General features: G+C 36.0%; 18 protein-coding genes. 9 read left to right on the forward strand and 9 right to left on the reverse strand.

What is annotated here, in order from left to right:
• Positions 1-61: 61 nt before the first annotated feature.
• From QWZ06_RS07230 to QWZ06_RS07245, 4 genes are all read left to right on the forward strand, one after another.
• Positions 62-1,831 carry an aminopeptidase P family protein gene (locus QWZ06_RS07230; protein ID WP_290296824.1) on the forward strand — a complete coding sequence of 590 codons (1,770 nt, stop codon included), beginning with the start codon at positions 62-64 and terminating at the stop codon, positions 1,829-1,831.
• Between the two features lie 477 nt (positions 1,832-2,308).
• On the forward strand, positions 2,309-2,875 hold the full coding sequence (locus tag QWZ06_RS07235) for a Crp/Fnr family transcriptional regulator (RefSeq protein WP_290296826.1): 567 nt from the start codon (positions 2,309-2,311) through the stop codon (positions 2,873-2,875).
• A 53-nt stretch (positions 2,876-2,928) separates the two neighbouring features.
• Entirely contained in the window at positions 2,929-3,954 is a 1,026-nt protein-coding gene (locus QWZ06_RS07240; RefSeq protein ID WP_290296828.1) for a saccharopine dehydrogenase family protein, read from the forward strand.
• On the forward strand, positions 3,951-4,529 hold the full coding sequence (locus QWZ06_RS07245; RefSeq protein WP_290296830.1) for an NAD(P)H-dependent oxidoreductase: 579 nt from the start codon (positions 3,951-3,953) through the stop codon (positions 4,527-4,529). The genes QWZ06_RS07240 and QWZ06_RS07245 overlap by 4 nt, the downstream gene beginning before the upstream one ends.
• A gap of 59 nt (positions 4,530-4,588) precedes the next feature.
• On the opposite strand, the gene QWZ06_RS07250 is transcribed toward QWZ06_RS07245, so the two are convergent.
• From QWZ06_RS07250 to QWZ06_RS07260, 3 genes are all read right to left on the reverse strand, one after another.
• Entirely contained in the window at positions 4,589-5,311 is a 723-nt protein-coding gene (locus QWZ06_RS07250) for a siderophore-interacting protein (protein WP_290296832.1), read from the reverse strand.
• 159 nt (positions 5,312-5,470) lie between these two features.
• Entirely contained in the window at positions 5,471-6,334 is an 864-nt protein-coding gene (locus tag QWZ06_RS07255) for a helix-turn-helix domain-containing protein (protein WP_290296834.1), read from the reverse strand.
• A 46-nt stretch (positions 6,335-6,380) separates the two neighbouring features.
• Positions 6,381-7,016 (reverse strand): LysE family translocator, encoded by a 636-nt coding sequence (locus QWZ06_RS07260; RefSeq protein ID WP_290296837.1) that lies wholly within the window; start codon positions 7,014-7,016, stop codon positions 6,381-6,383.
• Positions 7,017-7,219: 203 nt separating this feature from the next.
• On the opposite strand from QWZ06_RS07260, the gene QWZ06_RS07265 reads away from it, so the two are divergent.
• The 5 genes from QWZ06_RS07265 to QWZ06_RS07285 are packed head-to-tail and all read left to right on the forward strand — an operon-like array spanning position 7,220 to position 9,965.
• Positions 7,220-7,930 (forward strand): hypothetical protein, encoded by a 711-nt coding sequence (locus tag QWZ06_RS07265; RefSeq protein WP_290296840.1) that lies wholly within the window; start codon positions 7,220-7,222, stop codon positions 7,928-7,930.
• Positions 7,917-8,141 carry a hypothetical protein gene (locus QWZ06_RS07270; protein WP_290296842.1) on the forward strand — a complete coding sequence of 75 codons (225 nt, stop codon included), beginning with the start codon at positions 7,917-7,919 and terminating at the stop codon, positions 8,139-8,141. The genes QWZ06_RS07265 and QWZ06_RS07270 overlap by 14 nt, the downstream gene beginning before the upstream one ends.
• Positions 8,141-8,560, forward strand: coding sequence for a hypothetical protein (locus QWZ06_RS07275; protein ID WP_290296844.1), 420 nt, complete (start codon positions 8,141-8,143; stop codon positions 8,558-8,560). The genes QWZ06_RS07270 and QWZ06_RS07275 overlap by 1 nt, the downstream gene beginning before the upstream one ends.
• Positions 8,530-9,279 carry a sensor histidine kinase gene (locus QWZ06_RS07280; protein WP_290296846.1) on the forward strand — a complete coding sequence of 250 codons (750 nt, stop codon included), beginning with the start codon at positions 8,530-8,532 and terminating at the stop codon, positions 9,277-9,279. Before QWZ06_RS07275 ends, QWZ06_RS07280 begins: the two co-directional genes overlap by 31 nt.
• An 8-nt stretch (positions 9,280-9,287) precedes the next feature.
• Positions 9,288-9,965, forward strand: coding sequence for a response regulator transcription factor (locus tag QWZ06_RS07285; protein WP_290296848.1), 678 nt, complete (start codon positions 9,288-9,290; stop codon positions 9,963-9,965).
• A gap of 66 nt (positions 9,966-10,031) precedes the next feature.
• Here the strand turns inward: QWZ06_RS07285 and QWZ06_RS07290 are convergent, their stop codons facing one another.
• The 6 genes from QWZ06_RS07290 to QWZ06_RS07315 form a co-directional block, all read right to left on the reverse strand.
• Positions 10,032-10,310: a RebB family R body protein gene (locus tag QWZ06_RS07290; RefSeq protein WP_290296850.1), complete on the reverse strand. Its 279-nt coding sequence runs from the start codon at positions 10,308-10,310 to the stop codon at positions 10,032-10,034.
• Positions 10,311-10,394: 84 nt separating this feature from the next.
• Complete coding sequence (locus tag QWZ06_RS07295) at positions 10,395-10,673, reverse strand: RebB family R body protein (RefSeq protein WP_290296852.1); 279 nt, start codon at positions 10,671-10,673, stop codon at positions 10,395-10,397.
• Positions 10,674-10,758: 85 nt separating this feature from the next.
• On the reverse strand, positions 10,759-11,037 hold the full coding sequence (locus QWZ06_RS07300) for a RebB family R body protein (protein WP_123856959.1): 279 nt from the start codon (positions 11,035-11,037) through the stop codon (positions 10,759-10,761).
• 87 nt (positions 11,038-11,124) lie between these two features.
• Positions 11,125-11,403 (reverse strand): RebB family R body protein, encoded by a 279-nt coding sequence (locus QWZ06_RS07305; protein ID WP_290296858.1) that lies wholly within the window; start codon positions 11,401-11,403, stop codon positions 11,125-11,127.
• Between the two features lie 81 nt (positions 11,404-11,484).
• A complete protein-coding gene (locus QWZ06_RS07310; protein ID WP_290296859.1) occupies positions 11,485-11,742 on the reverse strand; it encodes a RebB family R body protein in 258 nt (85 codons plus the stop codon).
• Positions 11,743-11,904: 162 nt separating this feature from the next.
• Positions 11,905-12,072 (reverse strand): RebB family R body protein, encoded by a 168-nt coding sequence (locus tag QWZ06_RS07315; protein ID WP_290296860.1) that lies wholly within the window; start codon positions 12,070-12,072, stop codon positions 11,905-11,907.
• Between the last annotated feature and the right edge of the window lie 387 nt (positions 12,073-12,459).

Raw genomic sequence — 12,459 nt, forward strand, 5'->3', positions numbered from 1 at the left:
ACTTTATTTACTCTTTCGACTTCAAATTTTTCGTAACTTTCGGTGTTTAAAAATGAAAAGAATGACTTCAAAGGAAAAAGTTGCTGCGCTTCGTGAAGAAATGCAGAAAAATAATGTTGATGCATTTATAGTATATTCTGCAGATCCACACATGAGTGAATACCTTCCTGAAGAATGGCAGGAAAGAGCTTGGCTGTCAGGATTCTTAGGTTCTGCCGGTTTTGTGGTGGTAACTAAAGACAAAGCAGGGCTTTGGACAGACGGAAGATATTTTACACAGGCTGCTATTGAACTGGACGGTTCGGGAATCGATCTTTTCAAAGAAGGAATAGAAGGAACTCCTAATTATATTGATTGGATCATTTCTGAAATTCCGGCTGGAGGTAAAGTAGCTGTAAATGCTTTAGCGGCTTCCAATGCCAACTGGGAACTACTTTCTCAAAAATTTAATGCAAAAAATATTATCCTTACCGATATTCCTCTTTTAAAGGAGGTTTGGACTGAAAGAGGAACGCCATCTGCTAATCCAATCTTTGTACACCCTGTAGAAAGAGCAGGTAAATCTGTAGCAGATAAACTGTCTGCCATCCGTCAGAAGATGGAAGATCAGGAAGCCACTGTTCACATTATTTCAAGTCTTGATGATGTGGCATGGACTTCTAACCTGAGAGGAAGCGATGTACAGAGTAATCCTGTATTTTTAGGATATATTGTGATCACTAAAAATGATGCAGTTCTATTCACAGGATTAGAAAAACTTGAAGTAGAAGCAAGAAAACAAATGGATGATTCTTTCGTAAAAATGATGCCTTACGAAGAATTCTATAACTATCTGAAAGCATTCAAAAATGAAAAAGTATTGGTTTCTCCAAACAGTAACCAACAGATTTTTGAAATATTAAAGACAGACAATCAATTTATCAAAGCTCCGGTACCAGGAAATCTGATGAAAGCTCAGAAAAATGAAACTGAGTTAGAAGGTTTCAGAAAAGTAATGGTGAGAGACGGAGTTGCTATGGTAAAATTCCTTTATTGGTTGACTCACAATGCAGGAAAAGAAGCTATGAATGAGTATTCTATCGGAGAAAAACTGAGAGGTTTCCGTGCTGCAGGGGAAAACTTTGTAGGAGAAAGCTTCGGTTCTATCGTTGGATACAAAGACAATGGTGCGATCATGCACTATTCTGCTAAAAAAGAAGGAAGCAAAGAAGTAACGAATGAAGATACGATCCTTGTAGACTCAGGAGGTCAGTATCTTGAAGGAACTACAGATATTACGAGAACTTTTGCATTGGGAACACCTTCTGAAGAGTTCAAAAGAAACTCTACATTGGTATTACAAGGATTGATCCGCTTATCAATGGTAAAATTCCCTAAAGGAACAAAAGGAGTACATCTTGATGCTATTGCAAGGCTTCCACTATGGATGGAAGGCAAAGACTTCAATCATGGAACAGGACATGGAGTGGGAAGCTTTATGAACGTTCACGAAGGACCGCAAAATATCAGAAAAGACCTGAATCCTCAGGATCTTCTTCCGGGAATGGTATGTTCCAACGAACCAGGATACTATCTTGAAGGACATTACGGAATCCGTCATGAAAACCTTATTGCTGTAAAAGAAGCAGAAAAAACAATTCACGGAACATTCTATGAATTTGAAACATTAACATTCTGCCCGTTCTTTAAAGATACTGTGGTAAAGGAAATTCTTTCAGAAAGTGAAATTGCATGGTTGAATGGCTACCATAAAACATGTGAAGAAAAACTGGCTCCTTATTTGGATGGAGAAGTGAAAGAGTGGTTCTTACAGTTGGTAAGCCCATTATAAGAAAAACTGAAGTTGATGTGGAAGAATCACATTGAACTTTGCACCTTATAACATTAAACAAAATAATTGTTAGATCAGTAAAAGTCCTGTAAGTTTCTTGCAGGGCTTTTTTATTTATACAACCGTATTTTTACGGATAAAATTGTAGGGATTCTCCTGATGACGGGAATTATAGCTCTGTTTATCTTTGCAACAACAAACACATCATTTCATATCTTCATATACTAACTTAGTAATTCAAAACGGTTGATCATCCCGCTCTGGGATGATTTTTTTATTGGTGGAAGCTGGAAGCTATAAAGGCCAAAAAGAATAGATATTATTTTCATTTTAATTAATTTATAGCAATCAGAAGTAATTATATCACTAACAGTAACTTCCAACTCCCAGCCTCTATCTTCCTGCTAACTTCCTTCATTTGAGTTTAGTTTTCTGCTAAGTTTTATTTATTTTCGCCATATCAAGAAAACCCAACAAATGGTACATGATTTTTTTCGGAGTTTTGAACTGTTTTCAGAAAATGAAATTGAAGAGTTTTTGCAGCTTTTTGAAATAAGGAAAGTAAGCAAAAATGAGTATTTCATTCAGGAAGGTGAGAAATGTAGGGAAGTGGCCTTTATACAATCAGGAATCTTCCGTTCCTTCTATCTTTCTGATGACGGAAAAGATACTACGTATTGTTTCAGGTTTCCTGATACCATGATGGCTGCGTATTCATCATTTATTTCCGGATGTCTCAGTAAAGAAAGCATGCAGGCCATTACAGATGCAGAGCTTTTGATTTTGAAGAAAGAAAAGATGGATACCCTGGTTCAGGATAATCTCAACTGGACAAAGTTTTTAAAGATGATTGCAGAACAAGAATACCTTGAATTGGAAAAACGTTTTTTTCAGCTTCAGAGAGATAGTGCTACCCAACGCTACACAACACTTCTTAAAAATTATCCGGATTATATTCAGAAAATCCCATTACAGTATCTTGCTTCTTACCTGGGGATTACACAACGGCATTTAAGCCGTATCAGAAAGGAAATTTCTTTTTAGACATTTGTCCTGTTGATTGGTTGATAAGCTCTATAATTTTGTCAAAAAAATAAATGGAGCACAATATTCTGATTATCGGAGGAAATGGATTGGTGGGCAAAACGATTGCCCGTATTTTACAGAAGAGAAATCCTCATCTCAATATTTTTATTGGGGGACGTAAAGGTGAAAATTTAAATAAAAATTTAAAGATTGATGTTACCGATCCCAGTACTTTTCAGGTTATTAATGATCAAAAAATAAATCTTATCATTCTTTCTGTGAATGATAGATCTGACCATATTCTGAAATATGCTATTGCCCATCATATTGATTATCTGGACATCACCAAACCTACTCCCGCTTTGGTAAAAGCTTGTGATATTGCAGGAAAATCAGAGATTAACAGTAGAATTGTTTTCAGCTCGGGCTGGATGGGCGGAATAGTACCCGGATTAACTAATGCACTAACAAAAGATCCTGATCATATTCAGGGAGTAAAGCTATTTGTATATTATTCTGTTAAAGATTTAGCTGGCGAAAGTTCTGCGCATTTTATGGCGGAAAATGTTGCCGTTCCTTTTCATGATTATAAAAATGATAAACCCAATTCTATCAGACACTTTTTAGATACGGAAACTTTTGATTTTTCTTTCGGAATCGGGAAAAGGAGTGCCTATAATTTTGATGTTCCTGATCTGTACATTTTGAACAAGGTTGAAAGAGTTCCTAATGTGAGTGTAAAAATGACTTATAATTCTAAGTTTATTACTTGGCTGTTGGGGAGTTTTCAATACCTCAGGGTTTTTGATATTTTATCTTTAAAAGAAAGAAAAATGGTTTTCGGATCGAGTGGAAATGGAGATCAGGCTGTCTTTGAAGTAGTAGTACAAGATAAAACAGGCAACAAAAAACTAAGTCTGCAAAGTATAAAAGGACAAGCGGAATTAACGGCTTTATCAGCGGTTCTGCATACAGAAGAATTATTGAGAAACCCTCATGAAAATAATGTGTATTTCAGCCATCAACTGCATGAGCCTTTATCGTTATTGGCTCAGCTTAATGCCTATGAAACAATTAATATCAATATAGCACAATGAAAAAAATAGCCATAATCAACGGTCACCCCAATAAAGAATCTTTCAATTTCGGTATTGCAGAAGCTTATAAAAACGGAGCCTTGGAAGCAGGAGCAGAAGTAAAAGAAATTACCATTGCAGAATTAGATTTTAATTCTAATTTGCAGTTTGGGTATCAAAAAAGAATGGAGCTGGAGCCGGATTTGTTGAATGCCTGGGAAATTATTCAATGGGCAGATCATCTGGTTTGGATACATCCGATTTGGTGGGGAGGCTTACCTGCTCAGATGAAAGGTTTCATTGATAGGCTCTTCCTTCCTGGATTGGCTTATAAATACAGGGAAAACTCTTTATGGTGGGATAAGCTTTTAAAAGGAAAAACCGCACATATTATCACCACAATCGATCAGCCTGGTTGGTATTACCGCTTGATGTACGGAAGACCAAGTGTTAATCAGCTTAAGAAATCAACGCTGGAATTCTGTGGTATAAAGCCTGTAAAGGTAACTTACCTGGGCATTATCCGGACTTCTAAAGAAGATCAGCGAAAAACATGGCTGAAGAAAGTAAAATCTTTGGGACAAAAGCTAAAATAGAATAGTAGTAAACAGAACATGGAAGTTGGAAATTCTTATAATTTCCAGCCTCCTGTCTTTTACAAACCCTTTTTCCCCTCAATCCAGTAGGCCTGAGATCTGATGCATCTTGCAGAAACTCCTTTAGCCTTAAGAAATTTTCTTATCAGTGCCATCCGGGTTCCGTTTCCGGTAAGGTAAAAGACTGCATCATCATTATAGATGGCTTCCTTTTCCTCTCTCAAAAAATCGGTTAAGGCTTCTATAATTCTCATCGTACTGTTTTTAGGACTGTGATAGCCATATAAATTAAGACTTTCCAAAGCCTGAGACTCTTCCATTTCATGGAGACAGATAAATGAAGAACCGCATTCTTCTACAGCCTCTTTGATAGAAATGGAACTTCCCAATGAAGTTTCATCTCCTATTGAGAAATGGATTTTTGCATCCGGTTCAAAAAAACGTTTTCCTCTGGGCATTAATATTTTTATCGAATCTCCAATAGATAAACTAGCTACAAAGCGACTGCCCACCGCTGAAGTATCATGGATATGAAATAAAACTTCAAACGTTCCCGCCTCTCTGTTAAAATTGAAAGGTGAATAATTCCGAAAATCCCTGTCGTTGATTCTTATTCCAATAGCATAAGCAGGCTCAATCTGAATATCCTGTAAATCGGTTTCAAAACGTACAAGGTGAAGATTTTGTGAAATAACTTCTATATAAATGACTTTACAATCTTTAAATTTTGAAGACCATACGTTTTCTACCGTATCGTTGATCCATTTTGGTAAACTTGGCATAAATAATTTTTATTGCAAAGGAAGCTTCAAAATTAAAATATACCGATAGCCATTTCATGGGAATGATTGGACAATTCGTGGGTGATGATGTGGAAAAAAGGACGTGGATAAAATGAGAGAAGGGAAATTTTTGTAGGTAAAGAAGAAAACGAAGCTTAGCTATCTGTTGGCAGCTCTGAACTCTGAAGGGGATTGATCTTCCAATTTTGAAAACAAACGGCTAAAATAGGTGTGATCATTATATCCCAATTCATAAGCAATTTCTTTTACTGTAAGGTGGGTGAATGCCAATAAGCGCTTCGCTTCAATTAAAATTTCCTGATGAATCCAATGCTGCGCAGGTTTACCGGTTACCTCCCGGATTGCTTCGGTAAGATATCCCCTTGAGATATTGAGTTTCTCTGCATATTCGGATGGACTTTTCATGGTTTTATAGCGTTGTCGTACCATGATTTTGAACGCTCTTGTCAGTTGTAAAGAACGATTTTCACCAGTAACCTGAGAAGAATTTTCTTTTGAATAGATAAAGGCAAACATTCCTATGAAAGAATGTAATAAAGATTGAATGATCAAAGAGCCCTCTTTGGAAGCCAGCATCTCATCCGTATAAAAGGTATGAAGTATAGCCGCCATATTATTAAACTTTTCTACCCATATTGTGTCCACTGCCAGAGGCTGTATTCCTTCCAGAGATTCCTCAAAGACAGAACGTACAACATCAGGAACCAGATCAGATTGTATGGCGATAAACCATCCATTCACTTTATCCATTAAAAGGCCTTGATGTACTTGCCCTGGCAGCACACAAAAAATAGTGGAATCTTTAGCTTCAATGAGGTTGAAATCAACCATCATTTTTACATGTCCACTTTCCATACAGGTAAAAATGTAATGACTGTCACGATGTATTCCTTTGTCTATAAGGATTTCTTCTGTATTATAGGTGTTCCTGTCCATTCTTTTGATATGAAAACGGTGCTTGGAAACATCACTTAAATCGTAAGTAGGAATGGTATGCTTCATCTTTTTGAAACTGTTTTTTGTAATTTGGAAAGGGATGTATATTCAGTTATTTTGCTTTTGAAAGAGCCATTTTTACAGCCAGAAAAGTCAATACACTTGCCATAAACCATTTCTGTACCTTAATCCATGCTGGATTATTCGAAAAAAATACGGCTACTTTTGCTGCAGTAAGGACTATTAAGAAATTAACACTGAAACTGAGCAAAACCTGTACTACTCCAAGTTCTAAGCTCTGGTTGAGTATCGAACCATATTCAGGTTTAATGAACTGCGGAAAAAATGATAAGTAGAATACTGCTACCTTGGGATTAAGTACATTGGTCAGGAAACCAACCGTGAATAGCTTTTTAGGGTTATCATGTGAAATCGTGTGATCTACCTCAAAAATATTTTTGCTTTTAGGTTTGATAGCCTGATACGCCAAATATAAAAGATAAATGGTACCTGCCATTTTCAGAACTGTGTAAGCAAGCGGAACGGCTAACAATACAGCTGTGAGCCCAAAAGAAACCATAATGATATGAAATATAAAGCCACAGATCACTCCAGTTAATGAGATAAAACCGGATTTTTTGCCCTGAGTGATGGATTTTGAAATTAAATAAATCATATTGGGCCCGGGGCTGATAGCCAGTATAAGTGCCGCTGCCATAAAAAATGGGAGGTCTTGAAATGGAATCATAAGTTAAATAGGTTTTACATGAAATTTTTCAAAGCAAAGATACGTGCTGTTTCTGATCTTATTTTATTAAAAATAAAACAATATTAAATTTTATTCAATTACATTTTATTTTCCACTTAAATGTGATTTAAAGCAGATAGCAGTGCATTTTTTTTGTAAATTTCAACTCATAAAATAATTATCATTAAAAAATATTTATTACCATGACCACGGAAAACATCTTTGAAGCCCTTAGAAACTGGAAAAACCTTATCGATTCTTATACTACTGAAAATGATACGAATGGAGTAGAAATTTGGAAATACTTAAATCAGGGAACTCATTTCAGTGTTTCAGGAAAAGAAATTGAACTATGGGCGAAGAATCTGGAAAAAGAAGAAATCAAAAGAATTCATGCGTATATAGGTATTCATGAAAAGCAACTAAAGTTTTTTCTGATTGATTCTAAAAGTGATAAAGATGCTGATTTTAGCACTGTTATTGTTAAAGATTTTTTACTCAATTTCCCGGAATCAAAGATTGAAAGCAGTAATGATATGGTAGTACTTCCTACTACGATTACCGCTGAATCCGCTATTAACCGTAATTTCAGATGGAATATGTTTGGGATGGCCTGGCTGCATTCCCAGCAAAATAAAGATCTTTTTCAAGTGATATCAATTCCTTTTACAGATTATGAAAAAATGGGAATTGAAGGGGAGAAAACGTGTACAAGTTTCTTTGGGCTTACTGATGATATGGAAAAGAAAGACCCTGATTTTCCTTACCACATAGAGATTATTACTGTAGAAAGCCTTGCTGTTGATCATATAAGTAAAGAGGCAGAAAATTATTCTACTCCAAGACCTCCGTTTTCCGTTGATACTCTAAGTGATTATCAACTTTTGAAGCAAAGCAGTAGTGTTTTCGTATAACAGTCTGTCCCTGTATCTTCAAGTTATTATTAATCTGGTCTTACTGGCAGGATTGATCGTATTGATAAAAGAAAAGGCGAAAGCAAAACTTCCTGTGATCATACTTCTTTCAGGAGAGCTGATCCTGGAACTGACGGACTTAATTGACCGGATGTTGAAGCTCAATACCCTCAATACCTATAATTATGCATTGAGCCAGTTTTTGGTTTGATGATCCTTACAGTGATCTATAACAATTATTATATTCAGCTTTCCCGTGAAGTAAGGTGGCTCATCTATTGTTATGCAGGATTAGTCTTGATTGGGAATATGTTCTATGTACAAAATGATGCATTGGTTACTTTTTATTCCAATATTATAACCAGTGTTATTATTTGTAGTTATGCAGCTTTATATTTTATGAAGATCATAAAAGAGGGAAGAGTAGAAAAGGATATGTTCATCGTTAATATTATTGTTTTTTTATTTTTTTCTGTAGAATGTCTCATATCCACTGCTTTTAATTTTTTAATCAGCAATCATCTAAGCTGGGTAGCACCCATATGGCTTTTTAGAGGCGTTTTGTTATTGTCTTTTTATATTGCTTTTATTAATCTGGGATGTGGCGTTGGGAAAATCAGGATCAGATAGTTATATGGATATGGATCGGTATTGGACTATTTTTTTTAACAACTTTATTAATTACATTATTGGTTGTTAACTATTTAAAAAGCATACAAAGAAACAAACAAAAAGTTTCTCAGCTGGTTCGTAATACCCAAAAAGAATACTGGGAGAGCATGCTTCTCTTACAGGAACAGGATAGGGAACGTCTGGCGGAAGAACTTCATGATAATATTATTTCACAATTGAATCTCATCCGTCTGAATCTTAATGACAAAAAGCCGGAGGAGCTCAGTCGGGATCTAAAAAAATCTATGCAGTTGATCCGTGAATTATCACATAATCTTACCCCTCCGGATCTCAATGAGATTGATCTGACGGATTTGATTGAAGATTACCTTGAACAGGTTAATAAAAATATAGAAGTGATTTTTCGCTCTATTACGATAGGAATACCCATCAGTAATCCGGTCAAATTGAACCTTTTCAGAATTGTTCAGGAACTCGTTACCAATATTCTGAAACATGCTGAAGCTACAAGAATTGATGTCTCCCTGAGAGTATCTCTAAATTACGTAATACTCACCATTGAAGATAACGGAAGAGGTTTTATCATGGGAAAGCATTCCGGAGGTATTGGTATGAGGAATATTAAATCACGGGCACAGAAAATCAAAGCGATTTATAAACTTAAAACACAACCTGAAAAAGGAACAAAATTTATAGCCTGTATGGCAATACAATAAAAATAAATATGGAACATTCAAAAATTAAAATCGGCATTGTAGATGATGATCTGCTGTTTGTACAGCTTTTAAAAAATTATATAGAAAATAATGGAAATTATCAAATTGTTCTTACATCAACAGGCGGAAATCAATTTCTTAGTGAAGATATCCCGGCGTTGGATATTCTGATTCTGGATCTAAGGATGGCGAACGGGGATGGTCTTGAAGTGATGAGTGCCTTATCAAAAAAAGATTTTGAAACCAAGATTATAGTGCTTTCCAGTTTCTACAGACGTTCTTTTATGGGACAGATGCTTAAAATGGGTGCTCATGCATTTTTATCCAAAGAAATCGAGCTCGAGGAGCTGTTAGTGGTGATCAATACCGTTTACAATACCGGACATTATTTCTCCAATGAACAGATTGATGTGATGCGAAGCCAGTTTTCCAATAAACTGCCGGAGTTTCATGCTTTTTCAAAAAATGAGCTCACAGATAGGGAAGTAGATGTTTTACGGTTGGTTTGCCAGCAGCTCAGCACTAAAGAAATTGCAGATTCATTATTTATTTCTCCCAAAACAGTAGAAACCCATAAGACCAATCTTATGATTAAAACAGGAGTGAAAAATATGGCCGGATTAGTGATCTACGCTGTGCAAAATAGTATTATTGATGCCAACGAAATCGTGCTTTTTGATAAATAGCCATAAAGAATCAGGGAGTGCATTATGCACTCCCTGATCACAAGAAATCTAAAAAACACACTATAATTAAGGATTTAATACTTTAGCCATAGAAACCGCATCAGCAATAGTATCCAGAGCATAGATCTGAGAAATTCCCTGTGTAGTTGCAGCCTGCGTTAAAATATTTTGTTGATTTTGAGAATTCACTGCATTTTCAAACATAATTCCTGTAGAATGCGCTGCTGTTTGATAGACATTACTTAATGCCATTGCAGGAGACTCTGCTACCACTTTTACGTTAGTTTGTGTTACTGCATCTGTAATTTGTTCGTTTACTGTTGTTCCAGCTTTTTCGTTAGCCATGATGATTATTTTTTATTAAGTTTTAAAAACAACCGGGTTTTCCGGTTGTTCGGAGAATGAAATTCTGCTTTTAGCAAAAATGAATTAAGGATTAAGGACTTTAGCAATAGAAACTGCATCAGCAATGGTATCCAGAGTATAGATCTGAGAAATTCCCTGAGTAGTCGCAGCTTGTGTCAAAATGTTTTGTTGGTTTTGAGAGTTCACTGCATTTTCAAACATGATTCCTGTAGAATGTGCAGCAGATTGATACACGTTACTTAAAGCCATTGCAGGAGATTCTGCCACTACTTTTACGTTAGACTGCGTTACTGCATCTGTGATTTGTTCGTTTACTGTTGTTCCAGCTTTTTCGTTAGCCATAATGATTATTGTTTATTTGAGTTTAAAAACAGCCGGATTTTCCGGCCGTTCGGATAATGAAATTCTGCTTTTAGCAAAAAATGAATTAAGGATTAAGGACTCTAGCAATAGAAACTGCATCAGCAATGGTATCCAGACTGTAGATCTGAGAAATTCCCTGAGTAGTCGCAGCCTGCGTCAAAATGTTTTGTTGATTTTGAGAATTCACTGCATTTTCAAACATGATTCCTGTAGAATGTGCAGCAGATTGATACACATTACTTAAAGCCATTGCAGGTGATTCTGCCACTACTTTTACGTTAGACTGCGTTACCGCGTCTGTGATTTGTTCGTTTACTGTTGTTCCAGCTTTTTCGTTAGCCATAATGATTATTGTTTATTTGAGTTTAAAAACAGCCGGATTTTCCGGCCGTTCGGATAATGATATATTCTGCTGTTAGCAAAAAAAGGATTAAGGATTAAGGACTTTAGCAATAGAAACTGCATCGGCAATGGTGTCCAGACTATAGATCTGAGAAATTCCCTGAGTAGTTGCAGCCTGTGTCAAAATGTTTTGTTGATTTTGAGAATTCACTGCATTTTCAAACATGATTCCTGTAGAATGCGCTGCTGTTTGATAGACGTTACTTAATGCCATTGCAGGAGATTCTGCCACTACTTTTACGTTAGACTGCGTTACTGCGTCTGTGATTTGTTCGTTTACTGTTGAACCAGCTTTTTCGTTAGCCATAATGATTATTGTTTATTTGAGTTTAAAAACATCCGGATTTTCCGGTGGTTAGATTGATATTCCGCCTTTAGCAAAAATGAATTAAGGAGTAAGGATTCTAGCAATAGAGATGGCATCAGCGATGGTATCTTTGCTGTAAATCTGAGTGACACCTTGCGTTGTTGCTGCCTGAGTTAAGATATTATGTTGATTTTGGGCATTAATTGCATTTTCAAACATAATACCTGTAGAATGTGCAGCGGTTTGATACACGTTACTTAAAGCTATAGCAGGAGATTCTGCAACTACTTTTACATTCGACTGTGTTACTGCGTCTGTGATTTGTCCGTTTACTGGCATAATGATTATTGTTTATGGGTTAGAAACAACCGGACTTTCCGGCTGAGAGGATGAATTTTTATCTAAAAAATTAAGGTCTTAGAATCTTAGCAATAGAAACTGCATCAGATACCGTATCCAGGCTATAGATCTGCAGAATTCCCTGAGTGGTTGCTGCCTGACCTAAATATTCTGTTGATTCTGATTCGTTACCGCATTTTCAAACATAATACCTGTAGAATGTGCTGCGGATAGATAGACATTGCTTAAAGCCATTGCAGGAGATTCTCCTATTACCTTTACGTTAGATTGCGTTACCGCATCTGTGATTTGTTCATTGACTGTTGCCATAGTTGTAATTTTTTTTTTGAGATTGGATCTCGGTTAATAATTATTGAGGTAAACTAATTTTCTATTATATTTTTAAACCCACGACAGATCCTGCAGATGAAATAGATTTCAAAGGCATTGATATAGACTGATAATTGATGATTAGATCCGAAGGGTGATTCTTATTACAATGGTTGAAACCATTATTTGTAAGATCTGTGTGTGTTTAAAGCATATCTTTAAAGCTCAACAAGCAAAAAAGCTGTTGAAAAAAGGATGCGGTTACCATTTTTAATATCTGTCTTAAAAATGAATTCCTGCGGTATATCTGCTGGCAATATGGGATTCCTTTGGGCTTAAAAATGGATTCTGAATGATTGCTTTTGAATATTGACAGCATGGGAAGAC

The organism is Chryseobacterium tructae (genome assembly GCF_030409875.1).
GTDB classification, from domain to species: Bacteria; Bacteroidota; Bacteroidia; order Flavobacteriales; family Weeksellaceae; genus Chryseobacterium; species Chryseobacterium tructae.